The organism is Brenneria sp. hezel4-2-4 (assembly GCF_013155275.1).
GTDB lineage: Bacteria > Pseudomonadota > Gammaproteobacteria > Enterobacterales > Enterobacteriaceae > Brenneria.
Window position 1 is genome coordinate 71,288 of sequence record NZ_JABJXS010000003.1, and the last position, 19,788, is coordinate 91,075.

A 19,788-nucleotide genomic window follows, 5' to 3' on the forward strand; every position below is an offset into this window, starting at 1 on the left:
ATCAACAATATCGTGTTAACACCGACTGGGGCGTTGATACGCGCCTTTTTATGGGTTAACGCCAGTAAATCGCCGGAACAGCAAGCCGGTTTTTTCTGTCACAGCCGTTCCGCAATCGCTTTACCCAATGTTGCGGTATTGCCGCTGCCGCCGAGATCGCGGGTGAGGGGAGCGGCCTGCGGGCCTTGAGACAAAACGTCTTCAATCGCCCGCAATACCGCCGCGCCTGCGTCTGGATAGCCTAAATGTTCCAGCATCATCGCGCCGCACCATATCTGACCGATGGGGTTGGCCAATCCTTTGCCGGCAATATCCGGGGCCGAACCATGAACCGGCTCAAACAGGCTGGGGAAATGGCGTTCCGGGTTGATATTGGCGGAAGGGGCGATGCCTATCGTACCGGTACAGGCCGGCCCCAGATCCGACAGGATATCGCCAAATAAATTGCTGGCGACGACGACGTCAAACCAATCCGGATGCAGGACAAAATTGGCGGTCAGAATATCGATGTGGAATTTATCAACTTTAATATCCGGATACTGTTTCGCCATTTCAGCCACCCGACTGTCCCAGTAAGGCATGGTTATGGCGATACCGTTCGATTTCGTGGCGGAGGTCAGATGTTTTTTCGGGCGTTTCATCGCCAGTTCATAGGCAAACTTCAGGATACGATCGACGCCCACGCGCGTCATCACCGTTTCCTGAATGACGATTTCACGATCGGTGCCGGCAAACAGGGTGCCGCCTACGCTGGAGTATTCGCCCTCGGTGTTTTCCCGCACCACATAGAAATCAATGTCGCCGGCTTCACGACCGGCAAGCGGCGCTTTAATGCCGGGCATTAACCGACAGGGACGCAGGTTGACATACTGATCGAATTCCCGGCGGAATTGCAGCAACGATCCCCATAGGGAAATGTGATCGGGGAGGATTTCAGGCCAGCCTACCGCGCCGAAATAGATCGCGTCATAATTTTTCAGGATAGAAAACCAGTCATCCGGCAGCATTTTCCCATGCCTGAGATAATAGTCGGCACTGGAGAAATCAAACCAGTCCCACTGTATCGTGATGCCAAATTTTTCCGCCGCCCGTTGGATCACGCGGACACCTTCGGGCATCACTTCTTTACCGATTCCATCACCGGGTATGACGGCGATGCTATGTTGTTTTACCGACATCAGGACTTCCTTTTTTTATTTGAGGATAGACCCGAGTGTATTGCTTTATGTCTTGGTTAACCATTGACCTGAACAGACAATGATTAGTGCGTCAAAGAATCCCCGTATCGCGAATACGGGCGAGGTCACATCGGTTTTGAAACAGGAGCGCCGCAGCGCTCTTGTTTTATCTGTCCGGTATATTAATCGCTGATATACGGTTAGCACGCCAATTACGTCACCACTGGGACATTATGGCCTATACGTTATTTTAATCAGCCAATACAAAATACTGGCTACGACCAATGAATTAAGCGATGGAACGCCCCACTCTATTGCGAATCCTACGATGGCGCCGGCAATGCTCGCGACGATGGCGGCCCAACCGATCAGCGGGGTTTCCGCTATTTCCGGCAGTTTTCCCGCTTGCCGGCTGGCCGTCAGCAAGGATCGATGGGTACGTAAAATATAATAATCGACCAGCATGATGCCGATAATCGGCGGGAAAAGAACGCCAAGCAAAGTGAGAAAATCGACAAACCTATCTAAAATACCAATCACGGAAAGAAAGGTGCCGATAAACCCAATCACTAACGTGATCGACATATAGCTGAGTTTTCTGCCGGTCATGCCTTCGATGGCGTTGGCAATGCCCAGCGATGATGAATAAAGATTGATATCGTTTATTCTTAACGTGGAAAAAATAACCGCGATCAGCCCGATGCCCCCGGCGGTTTGCGACATAATCGTCACCACATCAGCCGTATTCAGCGCCCGTGCGATTAATATTGCCAAACCGTTTACGATGAATTCACCCACAATGATCGACAAGATGGTGATCCAGAAAACATGGTTGCCTTTTTTGGAGTAGCGGGTCATATCGGGGGTAATTAAACTTGCCACAATACAACCGCCGACCACCATGGTGGCCCCGGCGCTGATTGAAATGGCTTCCCCGGTAGGAGCGGAAGCGAGCAGTTCGGCGATATTATGCCCCGTAAGGGTCATGACCGATATATAGCCGACAATGAATATAAACATCGGAACGGCTATTTTCGCCGTAAATTTTAACGCTTTGAAACCAAAGGCCACCAGAATCGTCAGCGCCGCGCCGGATATTGCGGCCGACCAACCAAAGCCTAATTTATCGCCCAGGGCGAAGTTAAGGGCTTTGGCGAATACGGCGTTTTGCACCCCGAACCAGCCTAACAGACTGATGGCGATCACCACGCCGATCAATACCGAACCCACGCGCCCGAAGCCGCACCATCGGGCCAGCAGACTACCGGATAACCCCTCTTTCATTCCCGCATAACCGAGCCCCAACGTCACAATCCCAAAGATCGCGCTGCCGATAAAAATCGAGATATAGGCATTGGTCAATGTCATTGAGTTGCCCAGCACCGCGCCTAGCATAAATTGATCCAGCGCGGTTAGCATGCCTATGTGAACCAATGCCACATTGAAGAAGGGAAGCCGCACGCTCATCGGCACCCGACTTACCGGGTAATCATCTATTCTTTCCATCTGAAAATGTTTCCTTATATTTAAATAAATTGAATGCCTTTTTCTATAAGTGCGTTTGGAACATAATTATCCAGCCCCAGTTGGTAGCAAAATTCTTCAAATTGATTCAATGAGTGTACGTTCGCCTTTTGATACATGTTATACACTCTATTTTCTATGGTTTTATATGAGACGTTCATTTTTCTGGCGATTTCTTTATGCGTGAATCGCTGTAATATCAGAAAAATAATATCAAGCTCAGACTTGGTGAAAATAGTGTCGGTTAATTCGGTCTTTAATATGGTCGGTTTTTTATGATTGATATAAACCAACGGAGACAGCGTATTAAGTTGCCTGGCGTTCCACATGGTTCCGATACAGATTTTATCTGCATTAAATATCGGAATTTTTTCGCTAATGAAAGGCGTGAGCGTTTTTTTGCCATACCAAAAATGGGTTTCTATGACGGTAACGCGTTGCGCGCTATTTTCAGTCCGGCGATCGTGCTCTTTTAAGTCATCGGATAACTCCGCCCAACTGGCGGGAAATTCATCATCAAGCTTCCCCTCAATATCAAAATCCAAGGGAGTATTGGTATAAAGATAGGCGGCTTTATTCATGTAGACATGGCGCGACTCTAAATCTTTAATACCCCATGGCTCATTCAGATACTCCATCATGGTAATAAGGTTGCGGATATAGTCATTGGTGCTTTTATGTGATGATGGCATCCTGCCCTCCCTTGAGACTGATGCTGACTCAGCGGATCAATTTTGCTAAATAATGCCGTGTGTGCTTGTGCGCATATCCCGGAAGATTCCCGTATTCGCGATATCCCAGTTTTTCATAAAAGCCTCGCGCCTGAAAACTGAACGTGTCGACATAGGCCAAATGGCAACCCCGTCTGAGCGCTTCTTCCTCGGCTTTTTGCATCAACTGGCGGCCCAGTCCGCTTTTTCTGTGTTTCTCATCGACCCACAGGTATTGAACTTCAAGGCCTCCCCACCAGGTTCTGGCGACCAGCCCGGCAACGATGGCGCCGGTATCGTCCTTGACGTTTAAAAATAATGGATGAATATCCACGTCGTCATATTGCTGATTGTGTTTCCACAGGCTTTGAATAACAAACTCTTCTTCGTTTTTATCCGGGTTATCGGTGATATTCAAATTCATTTTATTCTTCGTCTCCTTATTATTAACATATTGAAGTATGTTTGCTGATTTGAAAGTTGGCTAATAACATAAATTTTTTTATCAAACAAGAGTGATCTTTACCCGTTCTAACGCGCGCGTATTGCGGTATCGTAGAATCGTACTGCGAACATAAAAGATAAAGATATATATAATGTCAGATTCACAGGATTAAGTGAACAATGTCCTTCACCAGGGAAAATAGTTGCACTCGTCATACTTCACATTGCATGTGTGTCGGCTGAGGGACCTGGCCCTTTTCTGGGCCTCGCTCCTTTGGGGCCGCAGTAAGCAGCGTTCAAATTTTCTCCGGGAAAAGTTGCCATCCAAACGGCCTAGCCATCTAAATTTCTCGTCATTCTCTTCTCCCGGAGCAGATAGCTTAGCAAGGGATAACGAGAAATAACGCCATGACTCATCTCTGCCGTTAACCCGGGAGACGATCATGAATTATGTAAGATTTATGTAAAAAAATCATCATGTTGGGATTTAACTTTAAATGCTTTTTTATAAAGCAGGAGATGTTGTTATTAAATAATAACCGTGATTCATTATTTTATTATTATTATATTTAAAATTATTTAATTATATTGTTAATCGTATTTTAACAGAGGAATCTTATTGCGATATTTCCCTACCTACGGTAAAAAGTAGGCTCGATCGTGGTAACTAAATAATAACAAGGATTATTCCTTTATAGGAGTATATGGATATGGATTGGTTAAAAATGCCTCCGCTATATGCATTAAAAGCTTTTGAGTCAGCAGCTCGCCACCAATCATTTACTCAGGCAGCGAATGAGTTATCTATTACACAAAGCGCAATCAGCAAACATATTCATACACTTGAAGTTTTTTTTGGCCGTAGGTTATTTGAACGAAAGGGTCCCAGGGTTTTGTTAACGCCTGACGGGGAATGTTTTGCTAAAGAAATTCAACTTTCGTTTACCTCTCTATGTATCGCATGCGAGCAGTTTTCTGGCGAGAGGGATATGTTACAAATTCGAGCGCCGACAACTTTTTCGTTACGCTGGCTTATTGCGATAATCAGAAAACTATATACTAAGAAAGATTATCCAATGGTTGGATTGGATAGTAACGGCCTTAATTTGGAATGCATTGATTTTAATGGAGGTAAATATGATGGAGCTATCCAGTATGGGAACGGTGATTTTCCTAAAGAATGGGAGGTTACCCGGCTGCTTGATGAATGGCTGATTCCTGTTTGCGCCCCTGGCGTGTTGCCGCGATGCGGCGATATTAACGGTCTCCGGATTAATCTTTTATACTCCAAATCAAAAGCAGATCACTGGTCGTTATGGTGTGAAGGGATGCGTGGGGATATTGGACTAAAAGTTGCTCATAAGAACGAGTTTGACTCGATGGATTTTGCCATAAGCGCTGCCGTTCATGGATTGGGCGTAGCCATTGTTGATATAAACATGGTGATGAGGGAACTTGAAAATAAAACGCTCGTTCTGCCATTCAAAAACGCAGTCCGTACTGGAAATGGATATTATTTCGTATGGCCGAAAAATCATATTTATAATAAAAATATTATCTTGCTGAATGATTTTCTGAAAAACGAAATCATCGAGGAAAGAGTAGATTCAGTGAATTATATTGAGTAATAATTTTTGTGTTATAAAAAGAAAACATTTTTAGAACCTTATTCTTAATAGAGATATTCAATAAAGTTTGCTCATTAAGTATATGCCGCTATTCTCGTACCTCCTGATGGCGGCGGTTAGTCAAGGCAAAGGGTTTGGTTGTCTTGCGCCACCGCCATTCCTGTCGGAAGCCTATGGGTTATTAACCACTCATCCAGAGTATGATCGATGTGCGTCAGCAGCATTCTGCCGGGGCGCAGGGCGTAATATAACTCGGTTGCCTGATTAATATCATTGTGGTTTCTTTGCTCGCCTGGCGGATAAGTACAATCAATAATCAGGCAGGTTATCTTCTGCTGAGACAGAAAATGATAGGTATTCGCCGGTAATCCCCTGGTGTCGGTAAGATAAGCAATCTTGCTGTGCCGCCAGCTTATAACGTAGCCCCAGGTTATACGAGAATGGTTGAGCGGAACGGGGGTAACACGCATATTCCCCATCGGATAAGCTTGGAACGGGTGCTTGAGAAATTGAAAATCCAGAATACCCGGGTGTTTGAATAGATCGTCACAGCCAACAGGGTCGGGGGGAGAGTAAACCGGAATAGGCGTTCCCTTTCCCCAGCGTAAGGGAAACAGTCCATGGACATGGTCCATATGATAGTGCGTGAGCAAAATGCGTTGTAGCTGACCGGGATGAAAACGTTGTGATAAATCGTCCAGCCCGGCATCCAGCAATGTCAGTTCTCCTTCGCAATCTATCAGCGCGCTACAGGGGCGCCGCAGATGTTTTGGCATCGTACGCGCCCGCTGACAGGCCGGGCACTGGCAGCCAAAGAGGGGGGCGGCGTGAACGCCGCCGGTGCCGGTAAAGGTTAGCGAGAACCGGGGGGAGTTAGTCATCGAACCGTCTCCCTGCCGGGGCGGGGTCTTCAGTTTTATTCAACCATTGCCAAAAAGCCTGGACGGTCTGCTCCAGCGGACCGGTATTGGACAAATATGCGCAGCTCGTTGGCACGGTTGCCTGATAGTTCACCGTGCGACGCAGACGCTCTGCAATCTGCCGTTCGTTCTCCCGCCCGCGTTTTCTCAGACGCTGCTCCAAAATTTTTTGCGGAACGGTCAGGCAAATCGGTAACAGGCGATCGCCATAACGTTTGTCCGCCTGCGGCAAATCGGCGCGCGATCCGTTAACAATCACATCAATGCCTTTCTCCAGCCAAACGTCGACTTCAATACCCAGGCCGTAATACAACTGATGCGCTTGCCAGGATAAACAAAATAACCCATGGCGATGACGGAACCGGAACTCCCGCTCACTGAGCGCGATATGGTTTTCACTGCCCGATGACGCCGGGCGGGTGATATAGCGATGGGCCACTAAAATATGTTTGGTGTCCGACGCGCGCAGTGCGCCCAGCAGACTGTCTTTGCCGCAGCCGGAGGCGCCGATAAGATAAATCAATCTGGCCATCAAAATACCCTCCGCCCGCCACACCAGACCGCCTGAATGTAGGGTTCCCCCTTGAATTCCCTGACCAGCGTCATATCCGCACGTTTTCCTTCGGCAATGGAGCCACGGTCATTCAGACCCAGCGCCCTGGCCGGCGTTAATGACGCCAATGCGACCGCCTGCGGCAGGGTGTAGGGCAATGTTTCATCGTGGGCAAGCTTAAAGACCGCCTCCAGCAGACTGCCGGGGAAATAATCGGACGAGAGGATGGTGAGCAGACCCGCCTGCGCCAGCAGATGCGCCGAGACGTTTCCGGAGTGCGATCCGCCACGGATCACATTGGGAGCGCCCATCATGACCTGCATTCCTTGCTGATACGCCGTCTGCGCCGCTTCCCGGGTGGTGGGAAACTCGGCGATAGTGACCCCCAGCTTATATGACTCATCTGTATGTGCGGCGGTCGCATCGTCGTGGCTGGACAGAACCAGTCCCTGCAACCGGCATTGCGAGGCAATGGCCTCGCGATTAGGCTGCGACCAGCGTTTGGCGAAAGCGATCTGTTGTTGGGTAAACGCATCCATCTGGCTGTCGCTCAGATGATATTTCCCCTGATAGTACGTGCGGTATTTTTCCGGTGAGACGAACTGCCGCTGGCCTGGCGAATGATCCATTAATGAAACCAGCAACAATTCCGGGGTGTTTTTCAACCGCTCGAAAAGCGGCAGCGTCGTTTCATGGGGCAACTCACAGCGCAAATGAAGATAATGCTCGGCTCTATTCAGGCCGTTCTGCCGGCTATAGTGGATAGCATCGATCATCTTTTGCACGTTCTCCATGCGATCGCCGCCCGCCCGCACATCGCCAATCGCCACCGCATCCAGTACGGTGGTGATACCGCTGCTGATAATTCCCGCATCGTGATTTTTCATGGCCGAGTTTGCCGGCCAGCTTACGCCGGGGCGCGGGGTAAAGTACTTTTCCAGATTATCGGTGTGCAGTTCAACCAACCCTGGCAGCAGCCAGCCGCCTTCGCCATCCAGCGCCTGCGGTAGATGGCTGACGGAGTCTGAACAGTGATGAATGATTTCGTTGGTTATTTCGACCGAACCCAACATCAGCTCGTTTTCCGTCACTATTTTGACATTATTGATAATCATGGTTTTTCTCCCTGTCCCGATGCAGGGTCCGGCATGATGAAAAGGCTGTCCGCCACCTGTTCGCGGATTTCTTTGTCATGAAAGATGCCGATAATCGCCGTTCCCCGCAGTTTGGCTTCCTCGATTAGCGCCGCCACGGTGCGGCGATTTTTATCATCAAGGGATGCGGTGGGTTCATCCAGCAACAGGATGGGATAATCGGTAATAAAACCCCGCGCGATGTTGATGCGTTGCTGTTCGCCGCCGGAAAAGGTCGAAGGCGCCAATGACCACAGACGCGATGGAATACGTAACCGGGACAGCAATTGCTCGGCCCTTGCCGCGCATTCCGCTTTCTCCACCCCTTGTTCCAGTAGCGGCTGCATCACGACGTCCAGCGTACTGATGCGCGGGATCACGCGTAAAAACTGGCTTACCCAGCCCAGCGTTTCGCGACGGACGGCAAAAATGGTGCGGGCGCCGGCCGTGACGATATCCACCGGATGCTGCCGATGATTGATCCAGATATGCCCTTCATCAGCCTGATAATTGGCATAAAGTGAGCGCAGCAAGGTGGATTTGCCGCAGCCTGAATGACCGTGCAACGCGATGCACTGCCCTTTTTTAACCTGCAAATTGATAGCCGATAGTACCGGTAGCCGGACTCCGCGCTGGTTATGCAATACAAAAGTTTTGGATAGATTTTCTACCGCAACCTGTATTTCAGATGTTGAATCACACATAGTGTTGCTCCCGTGTTGCTCGTCAACAGGTAATGAACGTTTTCCCCATGACTACATCAGCACAGACGACGTCAGCAGTTGGGTATAAGGATGGAGGGGATCGTCAAGTACCCGGTCGGTTAACCCGCTCTCTACGATCCGACCCTGCTGCATAACCATCAGCCGGTGGGTCAGTAGCCGGGCGACGCCCAGGTCATGCGTGACGATAATGACGGCCAGCCCCATTTCCATCACCAGATTGCGCAACAGATCCAACAGGCGTGCCTGTACCGAGACATCCAGTCCGCTGGTGGGTTCATCCATAAAGATCAGGCGCGGGGAGGTAACCAGATTGCAGGCGATTTGCAGACGCTGCTGCATACCGCCGGAAAAGGTGGTCGGAAAATCATCCAGCCGATCCGCCGGAATTTCGACGCTTTCGAGCCACTCTTCCGCCTGCCGGCGGATATAACCGTAATGACGGTGGCCGATGGCCATCAACCGCTCGCCGATATTGCCGCCGGCGGAAACCCGGGAACGCAGGCCATCAAGCGCGTGTTGATGGACGACGCCCCAGTCGCGACGCAGAATCTGTCGACGCCGGTTTTCACTGATGCCGTATACGTCCAACTCGGTATTGTCTTTATCGAGGTAAAGAACCTGGCCTTGCTGCGGCTTCAGGCGTCCTGACAGCGCATTAAGCAAGGTGCTTTTTCCTGAGCCGGACTCACCGACAATCCCCAGCACCTCGCCGGGATAAAGCTGAAAATCAACGTCGGTGAAGCCTTTGCCGGGCGCATACAGATGGGTCAGACTACGAACGCTCAATAACGACTGCTGCTGCATTTGTGACGGTTTCATAATCCTTGTTCCTCTCGCTGCTGCTGGCAAAAATCGGTGTCGGAGCAGACAAACATGCGATTTCCGCGATCGTCGAGCACCACCTCATCCAGAAAGCTGTTCCTGGCGCCGCATAACGCACAGGGTTCGTCCCACTGCTGAACGGAAAAAGGATAATCTTCAAAATCCAGGCTTTTTACCGAAGTAAAGGGGGGCAACGCGTAGATGCGTTTTTCACGTCCGGCGCCGAATAGCTGCAACGCCGGCATCATATCCATTTTGGGGTTGTCGAATTTGGGGATCGGCGAGGGATCCATCACGTAACGATGGTTGACCAATACCGGGTAAGCGTAAGTCGTCGCGATATGTCCGTGGTGCGCAATATCCTCGTACAGCTTAACGTGCATCACGCCATACTCTTCCAGCGCATGCATCTTGCGGGTTTCGGTCTCCCGCGGTTCGATAAAGCGTAGAGGCTCAGGGATCGGCACCTGGTATACGATGATCTGATCGGCGCGCAGCGGGTTTTCGGGGATGCGGTGCCGGGTTTGAATCAATGTCGCCTCGCCGACCCGCGTAGTGGTGGCGACCTGCGCCACCCGCTGAAAGAAGTGGCGGATGGATACGGCGTTGGTGGTGTCGTCCGAGCCCTGGTCGATCACTTTCAGGGTATCGTCGCGCCCGATCAGACTGGCGGTCACCTGGATGCCGCCGGTTCCCCAGCCATAGGGCATCGGCATTTCGCGTCCGCCGAAAGGAACCTGAAAGCCGGGGATCGCCACCGCTTTGAGGATCGCCCGGCGGATCATCCGTTTACTCTGTTCGTCCAGATAACCCATGTTGTAGCCGGTTAAAATATCATCACTCATGACGCCCCTCCTCAAAGTCACGGCGTAACTGCCTAAGCAGATCCAATTCAGACTGAAAATCGACATAATGAGGGAGTTTCAGATGTGAGATGAAGCCGGAGGCGTCCACGCTGTCGGCATGTGATAGCACGAACTCTTCGTCCTGTGCCGGTCCGGCAACCGTTTCGCCGTACTCGGCGGCTCTCAGCGCGCGATCCACCAACGCCATCGACATCGCTTTGCGTTCCGCCCGGCCGAATACCAGGCCATAACCGCGGGTAAAACAAGGGCAGCCTGTGTCGGTGGTTTTGATGTTGTTGACCATTTCACATTCGGTCAGCAATATTTCGCCGATCTCAATCGAAAAACCCAGCTCTTCCGGGGTGCAGCTCAGGCTGACGTAGCCGGTGCGAATTTCGCCGACAAAGGGGTGATTGCGGCCGTAGCCGCGCTGAATGGAATAGCCCAGCGCCAGCAAAAATCCTTCATCGGTTCTGACCAACTGTTGCAGACGGGCCGATCGGCTACAGGGATAACTGATAGGATGGCGGGTAATATCATCAGGTTCGCTGCCGTCATCATTTTCGGCGCTAATCAAGCCTTCCCGGGTCATCATTTCAAAGATGCGCGGACACGAGGTTACCGTCGGCGTTGCGGCCGGTTCGTCTGACTGAGCCAGCGGCGGAGCGTCATGCTCATTTAACAGCCCGAAGTCGAGCAGGCGGTGGGTGTAATCGTAGGTCGGCCCCAGAATCTGGCCGCCGGGCAGATCCTTATAAATGGCGGAAATTCGCCGCTCCAGCCGGATGCCCGCCATATCGAGCGGTTCGCTGACCATAAAGCGCGGCAGCGTGGTTCGATAGGCGCGAAGCAGGAAGATCGCTTCCACCAGATCGCCGCTGGCCTGTTTGATGGCGAGCGAGGCGAGTTGCGTATCGTAAATTCCCCCTTCGTTCATCACCCGCTGTACGCCAAGCTCCAACTGTTGCTCTATTTGCCGACAACCCAGCTCGGCATCGCTGCCTCTGCGTAGTCGTTCCTGTAGGCGATGCGCGGCGGTAATCGCTTTTTCGCCGCCTTTCACTGCAACGTACATTAGCTCTCCTCCACATGGGTTGTGCGCGGAACGGCCAGTAATTGCCGGCCGCAGGTGAAAATGAAATCCAGTCCCTGCGGAAAGGCGACCGGGCGGCGGCAGAGATAGTGTCTGACGTGTTCCGGGAGCGGTACGCTAAAGGTACGCCGCTGCTGAATGCCAGGGCCGCTTAAGGTCAAGGGGGGCGCACCGCTGAGCGAAGGCGCTTCAAGGATCAGTGTGGTGCTGTAATGCGGGGATTCATCGCTGCCGCCGGCAAACGCATCCAGCAGCGTGGCGGGAAACGCATTATCCAGCACCGCAAACGCCGCCTGAGAAGCCTGGTCGGTTAGCGGCGCCCCGGTATGAAAACGCAGATTGTGGATAATCCGATCGTCGCGGAACGGAGCGGAAAGATAGAGCGGCGTCTCATTGTCCGCCAGGGTGAGCAAGACGGCGCTGGTCGCCGGGGATAGCGGTTGCCAGTCCGGGCCGTCATTCAACGTAACCGGCAAGCCGGGCTCGCTCATCGCTTTCAGTATCAGCCGAAACGCGCGTTGCGCATCGTCAACGGGATCGGCAAATCCATTGAGCAGCTTCATTAGTCTTCCCCCCTTACCAGAGTAAAGAAGTCGACCTGACTGGTGGCAATCTCTCGTTTCCGCTGCTGACGCTTTGCGGTTAGCCGGGTGTGCAGCGGGGTAATCAAGCGAACCTGAAGTAAATCGTACTGCGAGGGTATTTGTAATAGCGCATCAATGAGCGCGCTCAGTTCGGCGTGCGCTTTATTGCGACCGATAACATAACTGTGGCCGTAGCCGCCGTTATCATCGCCTGAAAGCTGCACTACCGCACGGGTGACGGTCACGTCTCCCATAAAGAAACGTCGTCCTTCTCCTCCCATACGTCCCTGAACCTGAAGCAACCCGACCTCGGGGGATCGAATCAGGTGATACTCGGGCGTCAGGTTGAGAGACTGCCACAGTTCGGTCAATTCTGACGTCGGACTATGGGCCAGCACTGACATCCAGTGCTGGCGAATAGCGGTATTAATCATTAGCCTGTCCTGTCAAAGTGGATAACTTTCAGCGTCTCTGCGTGCCGTTATCCGGCTACAGATGACAATGTCAGCATCAGCGCCACTCGGGGGCTGGCACTTGTCAGCCCGACATAAATGGCGACGGGTGCACGATTACGTTTGCAGGAAATTCATAAAGTCGGTTTTGTTTTCGATGGGCGTTCGTTTAGGGCGCCCGAGATCGGCGCGGTGTCCGGTGCGGCATAGCACTTCAATAAAGGCGTTTTGCGGTCGTGACAGCGCGTGGGTAAGGCTTAGCGCCAGCTCCAGCGCCGTGGTGACGGTTTGCGTATAGCTGTAACCGATGGCGTGGGCGATATCCGACAGGCGCAGGTTGGCGGCCAGAGTGACCTGACCGCCGACCGAGGCATGAGCGCCGTTATTGATGACGATGTGCAGGATGTTGTTTACCTGTGAGGTATTGGTCAATCCCCCCAGATGCATAAGTACCGCGCCATCGCCATCCATGCACACCACCTGCCGTTGCGGATTGGCCAACGCAATACCCAGCGCAATCTGAGAGGCGTGGCCCATGCCGCCTACGGTAAGAAAGTCTTTTTCATGACTGATCTGGTTACGTTCGCGGAGTTCGTACAATTCGCGCGAAAGCATACCGGTTGTGCTGACGATGGGCAGAGAAGGCGGCAGAATTTCAAGACAGCAGGCAACGATCTCTTCACGGGTCATTACCCCTTTTTCCGCCGCTGGGTTGGGAATATGCACATCGGCGAGCGTCGGCGAAAACGTGTTCTTTCTGCATACCAGCGCGACCGCACGCCGCTCCTGTTTAGCCCGTTCAAGCAGTGAGGCCACTTCGGCGGGTAAATCCGCCTGATTGCCGTCAACGACGTAATAAGGAATATCCAGCGTTTCCAGCAAGCTCAGCGTGACCTGGCCTTGCTTGACGTGCTGAGGCTCATCATGCAACTGCTCTCCGCTGTCGGTGAGCTCTCCGCGCCAGCCGATAATCAGCAGGGCAGGGATCGCGTACACGTGAACATCGGCCAGTGAGCAATAGGGATTGACCAAATTGCCCAGCCCCGAGTTTTGCAAATAAATCGCCGGAATGTGGCCGGTGGCCAGATGGTGACCGATGGCTATCCCCATGGCGGCCCCTTCATTGCAGGCCGTGACATGATTGATGCCATCGTCTGCCGCGGAGAGCGCCCGACAGAATTCTTTTAACAGCGAGTCCGGCACGCCGGTATAAAAATCCACCTCGTGTTCACGCAATAACGCGATAAGATCGTTTGCAGAAATCATAGTATCTCTCTTGAGTATTTAGAAAGAGACACCGTTAAATACGGTGTCGAGCGCGTTATTTTGTTCCGGGAATCAACTCCAGGATCTCTTTTATCGGCAAGCACTTATCCTCAATCTCCAGCGTGCGGCCATTCTTTAAGATATCCTCAAGAATATTTCTCATTGCCGGATAGGATGCTCTCAGCAAATGATTGGCATAAATGACAATATTGAAACCATAATCAGTAAGCTGATCGAAGGTAATATCGTTGAAGCTGGTGGGAACGCAGACCAATGGGACGTTTGGCGCGGACTTCTTAAATATTCGTGAGAACTCGATGATTTCTTGCGGGTCTTTTTTACGGCTGTGGATCATGATGCCATCCGCGCCGGCAGCGACGTAGGTGAGGGCCCGGTCAATCGCATCCGTCATTCCCGCATCCAGAATTAAACTTTCAACTCTGGCGATGACCATAAAATCATCAGTAAGTTGTGCTGACTTGGCGGCGGCTATTTTCTCGGCGAAGCGGGCGGGGTCATCCTGCGTTTGTTTTACGTCCGTGCCAAAAAGGGAGTTTTTCTTCAAACCCGTTTTATCTTCAATAATAATGGAAGATACCCCTATTTTTTCCGCTGCATTGATATGATAAGGCAGATGCGCTATTTGTCCGCCTGTATCACCGTCGAGGATTAAGGGTTTGGTCGTAACATCAAAAATATCTGCAATACTATTTAAACGGCTACTCAGCGACAACAATTCAATATCGGGTTTACCCCGTACGGTTGAATCGGTTAATGAGCTTGACCAAAAGGCGTCAAATTCAATTACTTTTCCATCCTTGTTATAAGAAGCCTGCTCTACCAGCAACGCGGCCAGCGGACTATGCGTTTCCATCACCCGGATACTTTGTTTATTTTCCAGCACCTGCTTCAAAGTATGACGGCGTTTATCCGGCGTGGTGCTTGTAAGATGACGGTGATTTTTCATAAACGGTTCCTCTTATATCAATAAATAATTACTTATGGTTGTAGGCCTTAAAAAACTCAAAATAGGCGCTCTGATCAACACGGGACGGGTTATCTGCTAATGCTTTTTTATAAGCTTCAGATAGTTGTGGATAGAAAAAACTCTGGATGCCGCTCTGTTCGAAAATAGGCGCGGCCAGTAAGAGATCTTTAACGCGAAGATCCAGTGGAAAAGAAATAGAGCGGTCAGCACGTTGATATTTATCTAATAGTACATCCATATAAACGGATCGGCCTCGGCCCAGCGGCAAGGTTTCACAAATCTCCTCTTTGCTTAATCCTATTTCTTCCGCCAGAGAAATGGCTTCGGCGGCGACAGCCATATTCATCGCTTCACAATAATTATTAACCACCTTCATTGCCTGAGCATGGTGATTACTGCTCATCAACGAATAGCGATTACACAGGGCCGCTACAATCTCCAGGATTATCGGGCGAAAGATATCCGCTACCGGCCCCATATAAGCAACCAGCTTGCCTTGAAGCGCGCCTTCAGGCCCTCCGGAAACCGGCAGCTCTGCGTATTCCAACGGAATTTTCCGCATAAACGCTTCAACGCGACGGGATTCTTCCGGTCCCAGCGTACTTGTATTAATCAGCAGTTTTTTCTGAACAGGATTGCCGTGGCTATTGAGCAGCGGCTTAAATGTTGCGATGATACTGTCCGCATCTTTTAGACAGGCGATAGCAATAAGACAACGGTCGTTAAAAATATCCTGTATTTTATAAACCGGTGTCGCTCCATAATCGATCAAGCGATCGGCTTTATCTCTGGTTCGGTTAAATACCGACACCGGATAGCCACAATCAAGTAGTCTTTTGACTAATGCGCTGCCTAAAGATCCTGCGCCGACAATAGCGATTGTATTCTTCATATAACTTGGTCCGTTTATTTGTCTAATACCCAATGAATTTTTCGGAAAAGCAGATGGTTCATGAATTATTATGGACTGTGTTGTTTATGAATATATACAGCATTATTTTTTTTATAAAAACGGAAAATAGTAATTAAAAAGGTTACTTCTACTCATGATGAGTTTTGATTATGGGATTTATTTTATTTGAAATTATTAAAGGGTATAATAAATAGAGTAGTGTGATAAAACGGCTTGCTGGTAATGTAAATACAATAATTACGGCAATCACGATAACGTCGTCATGGGATTTTAGTACGACATGCGATCCCTCTGTAAAATAGAGAGAGTCACAAGGAAAAGTTTATTCTTTGCCTGTTATCAATAAGTATTACATATGAATCGTATCGCGCTGGCACTTTTCAGCTAAATTATTTATGGGGGATAACACGGCAGGTTAACTTAACGAGTGGTTCCGTTGAAAACATCAGCTATTCCCGGCGCCGGCGGATAGCGATCTGGCAGTGCATGAAATTGTTCATTCGTTGAAATATTGACATAACGCATCGATGAAAACTTTATAGCGGGTTTCTTTTGCACGCGAGGGATCATACAGCAGATGCATTGCTCGCTCGGGAAATCGATAGTCAGCGAGGATGGTCACAAGCTGTCCTTGCTTAAGCGGTTGCTCAAGCGCTTTTTCATAGCCAATCAGCACTCCAGCCCCCTTTAACGTCGCTTCCAGCATGGCGCCCCAATCGTTAATCGCCAGCCGGGAACTCACCATCACCTCACTGAGTCCACCTGCGCTGATAAACGGCCAGCGATGGGTTAACCCTGCCTGCCAGGGGGAAAAACCAAGGCACTGGTGATGTTTCAGGTCGGAGGGGTGCCGCGGCCAGCCGTGCTTTGCCAGGTATTCAGGCGCAGCGCAGGCAATAAACCGATACGCGGATAACGGCTTTGCTGCCAGTCGGAGGTCTTTATCCAGCTCGCCTATGCGGATCACCGCATCAAAACCTTCTGAGGCCGGGTTGATAACTTCGTCTGACAGTATGAGTTCAATACTGATTTGCGGATAGCGCTGAAGAAATTGGCAGAGGAAACCTACCAGGGCATAGTGTCCAAATGTCACCGGGGCATTGAGCCGCAGCGTACCAGCAGGTATTTCAGCGGTTCCACTGGCTTCACTGTCTGCGTCATCAATGGCCTGCAAAATGGCCTCGCAGCGCCTGAAGTACTGACTGCCGGTTGGGGTGAGGCTTTGCCTGCGTGTGGTTCTGTTCAGCAGGCGCGTCGACAGCTGTTTTTCCAGCGTGGCGATGTGTCGCGCCACCATTTGCGGCGACATGCTCAGTTTCTGCGCTGCGGCGACAAAAGAACCCGTTTGCACCGCAGCGACAAAGACACGAATACCGGTGAGCTTATCCAGCATTAACAACTCCTGATTGTTTCAGTACTCGATTACAGCCTATTTTAAATACTATTAATGCTCATTACACTCGCTTTGATTAATCATCAAGTAAGAGGTAAATCATGAGTATCTATATTGTAAGAATGGATCATCCGGCAGGCGCGAAGTGGAATTCGTTTGTTCGGGAACATGTGCTTTACCTGAAGGATCTTATTAAAAAAGGGAAGCTGATTGCATCCGGGCCGCTAAAAGGCACTCCGCTACGGGCCGGCTTTCTGATTTTCAGGGCCGAGAACCTTGATGAAGTACAGGCGCTGGTTAACGCCGATCCTTTCATGCGTGAAGACCTCATTGCGGAGTTGGATATTCAGGAATGGGACCCGTTGTTTGGTGAGTTTTCTGCATTATCGAGCCGTACCACAGTCAGTGAATTGCAGGATCTGGTGGACTGAAACGGGTTTGTGCAGGAAAAGATGATTTATGAACTATGCCGCATTCAGGCATCGGCGCTTACCTTTAAGTCTGTAGCTGAACGCGCGATGTCGGCCCCAAACGCGGGCCTGCCGCTGGGGAGATTCTTCCTCATTCCCATTAGTGGTTAATAGAAAATCAGAAAGCACTCCGGCGGGAGCGCTTTCTGACGGTCAGGTTTTATAAGCATGGCGAGGCTAACGCTCATGCCGGGGGCTGTCGCTGACGTTTTATTGCAACAAATTCACGGTCGTCACGGGATTACGCGAGCAATGGTGTTTTAAAGTCGGGGTTGCCCGTTGTTGTATCCGCCTGCTCGGTAACCGAACCGAGTCGGGGCGACGTTGCATTGATCAACACCGCGGCATTGCCATATATTTTCCCTTCTAAGAGCTGCTGATGGGCATACGGTATTTCATCAAACTTAAACACCCTATTCATCGTCGGAACGATTCTTTTCTGGTTAACCAGGTGGAGAAATTCCCAGCATTCCCGAATATTGGCATAGTGGGAGCCTTGGATTCTTTTCTGGTGCATCCAGAGGTGACGGACATCAAAATCGCAGTTATAGCCGGATGTCCCGCCGACGGTGACAACCATGCCCGAATGATCGCAGATTTGCAGCGAGGTCGGGAAGGTGTCCTGGCCGGAATGCTCGATCACCAGCTTGGGGAGTTCCTTTTTACCCAGCGCTTTAAAAAAGTCGCGCCTGAAATTGGCGAAGGTTCTTGACCATGAGGCGTGTTCATCGGTGGTGACATCGGGAAGCCGTCCGAAATGTGAGTATTTCCGCCTGATGATATATCCCACGGCGCCGAGTCCGCGTACGTATTCTCCTTTCTCTTCGCTGGACACCACCGCGACGGGAAGCCCGCCGAGAGCTTTCACTATTTGCACCGATAAGGATCCCAGCCCGCCGGCCGCCCCCCAAATCAGCACGGGATCGCCGGGTTTTACGATATTCGGCGCCCAGTGCGTCAATTGCTTATAGGCGGTGGGGCCGTTCAGCATCAGCGTTGCGCTCTCTTCCCATGTCAGGAAATCGGGTTTGGGATAACACTGGTAGTTTTCCACCACGGTATATTCGGCAAACGAACCGTAATTCCTTTCATAGCCGTAGATTTCCTGACTACGGGTAAACATCGGGTCCGCGGCGACGCGGGACTCAAGGGACGTCGCGTCGTAGACCGAACAGGAAATGACAACGGCGTCGCCGACCTTGACGTTACTGACTTCGCCGCCTACGGCGTAGACAATGCCGGAGGCTTCGGAACCGCCGATATGAAAAGGTTCGGCATGTTTATTTTTTTTACGGCGGGCGGAAATGACGTCCACCGGTTTCCCGGTGGCGGCCCAGACATTGTTATAATTCAGCCCGGAGGCCATGACTTTAATCAGCACCTGCTGGGGGGAAAGTTCGGGAATATTGACGATCTCGGGTTGAATGGCGGTAATAGGATCGCCATAGCGTTCAGGCCGAATAAGATAGGCTTTCATGGTTTTTGGAATAGCAAAATCCGTAGTCATTTTCGTACTCCTTGTCTGAAAAAATTCATTTCCTAAATTTGCGCGCTTTTCCACACCGCCCCGGTTTCGCTATAAAAACAGCGGAACGAGGCGTGACGGGACGCTTGCGCTGACGTAAGACTGAATATCGGGATCACCGGCCGTTGAGCGGCTCATCGAGATCGTCGGACTGGCTTTCACTGCTTTTGCTTTTAACGACGATGCCCGTCGCTGTGGCGCAAATACCGCCGCGCGCGCTATACAGCGTTGCGGATACAAAGGCCAGATGATGATTTTTATTGTCGATGCGGGCTTCAACCCGGCAGGGTTTTTTGCGTATCACTCTCAGCAGTTTTACCGACAATTCGATAACTCCGGCAGGCTGGCCGCCAAGCGCCCGGAATCCGCATAAACCTATCGCAGATTCCAGGGCGGCGCTGACCACCGCGCCGTTGATGCCCGTTGAGGCGAGTACGCCAAATCCGCCTTGATGACAGGGGTTGTCATCGGCAATTTCCATAATGAGGGCGTCGTCGTTGATTTCGACGATGGAAAACCCCAAACTTTTGAACAGCGCCGACGCGTTGAATAGGGATAAGTAATGCTTTTCAATCATGATTATCTCCTGTGAAAATCCCATCGTTATCATGTCTCGTTGCCG

Annotated in this window: 21 protein-coding genes; 2 read left to right on the forward strand and 19 right to left on the reverse strand. The window is 50.8% G+C overall.

The window, feature by feature from the left end; genetic code table 11:
- Window positions 1–98: 98 nt before the first annotated feature.
- The 4 genes from HOY33_RS07145 to HOY33_RS07160 form a co-directional block, all read right to left on the reverse strand.
- The gene (locus tag HOY33_RS07145) at window positions 99–1,178 is read right to left on the reverse strand and encodes a tartrate dehydrogenase (RefSeq protein WP_172289533.1); all 1,080 of its coding nucleotides are present in this window, start codon (window positions 1,176–1,178) and stop codon (window positions 99–101) included.
- Window positions 1,179–1,409: 231 nt separating this feature from the next.
- Window positions 1,410–2,684 carry a cytosine permease gene (locus HOY33_RS07150; protein WP_172289534.1) on the reverse strand — a complete coding sequence of 425 codons (1,275 nt, stop codon included), beginning with the start codon at window positions 2,682–2,684 and terminating at the stop codon, window positions 1,410–1,412.
- A 20-nt stretch (window positions 2,685–2,704) separates the two neighbouring features.
- A complete protein-coding gene (locus HOY33_RS07155) occupies window positions 2,705–3,394 on the reverse strand; it encodes a helix-turn-helix transcriptional regulator (RefSeq protein WP_172289535.1) in 690 nt (229 codons plus the stop codon).
- Between the two features lie 28 nt (window positions 3,395–3,422).
- Window positions 3,423–3,836 carry a GNAT family N-acetyltransferase gene (locus tag HOY33_RS07160; protein ID WP_172289536.1) on the reverse strand — a complete coding sequence of 138 codons (414 nt, stop codon included), beginning with the start codon at window positions 3,834–3,836 and terminating at the stop codon, window positions 3,423–3,425.
- A gap of 730 nt (window positions 3,837–4,566) precedes the next feature.
- Between HOY33_RS07160 and HOY33_RS07165 the strand changes: the two genes are divergently transcribed.
- Complete coding sequence (locus tag HOY33_RS07165; RefSeq protein ID WP_172289537.1) at window positions 4,567–5,484, forward strand: LysR family transcriptional regulator; 918 nt, start codon at window positions 4,567–4,569, stop codon at window positions 5,482–5,484.
- A 116-nt stretch (window positions 5,485–5,600) separates the two neighbouring features.
- On the opposite strand, the gene phnP is transcribed toward HOY33_RS07165, so the two are convergent.
- The 13 genes from phnP to HOY33_RS07230 form a co-directional block, all read right to left on the reverse strand.
- Window positions 5,601–6,365 carry a phosphonate metabolism protein PhnP gene (gene phnP, locus HOY33_RS07170; RefSeq protein WP_172289538.1) on the reverse strand — a complete coding sequence of 255 codons (765 nt, stop codon included), beginning with the start codon at window positions 6,363–6,365 and terminating at the stop codon, window positions 5,601–5,603.
- Window positions 6,358–6,936 carry a ribose 1,5-bisphosphokinase gene (gene phnN / locus HOY33_RS07175; protein ID WP_172289539.1) on the reverse strand — a complete coding sequence of 193 codons (579 nt, stop codon included), beginning with the start codon at window positions 6,934–6,936 and terminating at the stop codon, window positions 6,358–6,360. Before phnN ends, phnP begins: the two co-directional genes overlap by 8 nt.
- Window positions 6,936–8,072 (reverse strand): alpha-D-ribose 1-methylphosphonate 5-triphosphate diphosphatase, encoded by a 1,137-nt coding sequence (phnM, locus tag HOY33_RS07180; protein ID WP_172289540.1) that lies wholly within the window; start codon window positions 8,070–8,072, stop codon window positions 6,936–6,938. Before phnM ends, phnN begins: the two co-directional genes overlap by 1 nt.
- Window positions 8,069–8,794: a phosphonate C-P lyase system protein PhnL gene (gene phnL, locus HOY33_RS07185; RefSeq protein WP_172289541.1), complete on the reverse strand. Its 726-nt coding sequence runs from the start codon at window positions 8,792–8,794 to the stop codon at window positions 8,069–8,071. Before phnL ends, phnM begins: the two co-directional genes overlap by 4 nt.
- Before the next feature lie 51 nt (window positions 8,795–8,845).
- Window positions 8,846–9,634, reverse strand: a complete 789-nt coding sequence (gene phnK / locus HOY33_RS07190) for a phosphonate C-P lyase system protein PhnK (protein ID WP_172289542.1) — start codon at window positions 9,632–9,634, stop codon at window positions 8,846–8,848.
- Window positions 9,631–10,482: an alpha-D-ribose 1-methylphosphonate 5-phosphate C-P-lyase PhnJ gene (locus tag HOY33_RS07195; protein ID WP_172289543.1), complete on the reverse strand. Its 852-nt coding sequence runs from the start codon at window positions 10,480–10,482 to the stop codon at window positions 9,631–9,633. The genes phnK and HOY33_RS07195 overlap by 4 nt, the downstream gene beginning before the upstream one ends.
- Complete coding sequence (locus tag HOY33_RS07200; protein WP_172289544.1) at window positions 10,475–11,557, reverse strand: carbon-phosphorus lyase complex subunit PhnI; 1,083 nt, start codon at window positions 11,555–11,557, stop codon at window positions 10,475–10,477. Before HOY33_RS07200 ends, HOY33_RS07195 begins: the two co-directional genes overlap by 8 nt.
- Window positions 11,557–12,138: a phosphonate C-P lyase system protein PhnH gene (gene phnH, locus HOY33_RS07205; protein ID WP_172289545.1), complete on the reverse strand. Its 582-nt coding sequence runs from the start codon at window positions 12,136–12,138 to the stop codon at window positions 11,557–11,559. Before phnH ends, HOY33_RS07200 begins: the two co-directional genes overlap by 1 nt.
- Entirely contained in the window at window positions 12,138–12,593 is a 456-nt protein-coding gene (gene phnG, locus HOY33_RS07210) for a phosphonate C-P lyase system protein PhnG (protein ID WP_172289546.1), read from the reverse strand. Before phnG ends, phnH begins: the two co-directional genes overlap by 1 nt.
- 135 nt (window positions 12,594–12,728) lie before the next feature.
- Window positions 12,729–13,877, reverse strand: coding sequence for a phosphonopyruvate decarboxylase (gene aepY / locus HOY33_RS07215; RefSeq protein ID WP_172289547.1), 1,149 nt, complete (start codon window positions 13,875–13,877; stop codon window positions 12,729–12,731).
- Window positions 13,878–13,932: 55 nt separating this feature from the next.
- A complete protein-coding gene (aepX, locus tag HOY33_RS07220) occupies window positions 13,933–14,844 on the reverse strand; it encodes a phosphoenolpyruvate mutase (protein WP_172289548.1) in 912 nt (303 codons plus the stop codon).
- A gap of 28 nt (window positions 14,845–14,872) precedes the next feature.
- Window positions 14,873–15,757, reverse strand: a complete 885-nt coding sequence (locus HOY33_RS07225) for an NAD(P)-dependent oxidoreductase (protein WP_172289549.1) — start codon at window positions 15,755–15,757, stop codon at window positions 14,873–14,875.
- 517 nt (window positions 15,758–16,274) lie between these two features.
- Entirely contained in the window at window positions 16,275–17,171 is an 897-nt protein-coding gene (locus HOY33_RS07230; RefSeq protein WP_172289550.1) for a LysR substrate-binding domain-containing protein, read from the reverse strand.
- 101 nt (window positions 17,172–17,272) lie between these two features.
- On the opposite strand from HOY33_RS07230, the gene HOY33_RS07235 reads away from it, so the two are divergent.
- A complete protein-coding gene (locus tag HOY33_RS07235; protein WP_172289551.1) occupies window positions 17,273–17,602 on the forward strand; it encodes a YciI family protein in 330 nt (109 codons plus the stop codon).
- A 280-nt stretch (window positions 17,603–17,882) separates the two neighbouring features.
- On the opposite strand, the gene ccrA is transcribed toward HOY33_RS07235, so the two are convergent.
- Window positions 17,883–19,148, reverse strand: a complete 1,266-nt coding sequence (ccrA, locus tag HOY33_RS07240; protein ID WP_172289552.1) for a crotonyl-CoA carboxylase/reductase — start codon at window positions 19,146–19,148, stop codon at window positions 17,883–17,885.
- 133 nt (window positions 19,149–19,281) lie between these two features.
- Window positions 19,282–19,743 carry a PaaI family thioesterase gene (locus HOY33_RS07245; protein WP_172289553.1) on the reverse strand — a complete coding sequence of 154 codons (462 nt, stop codon included), beginning with the start codon at window positions 19,741–19,743 and terminating at the stop codon, window positions 19,282–19,284.
- Window positions 19,744–19,788: the final 45 nt, after the last annotated feature.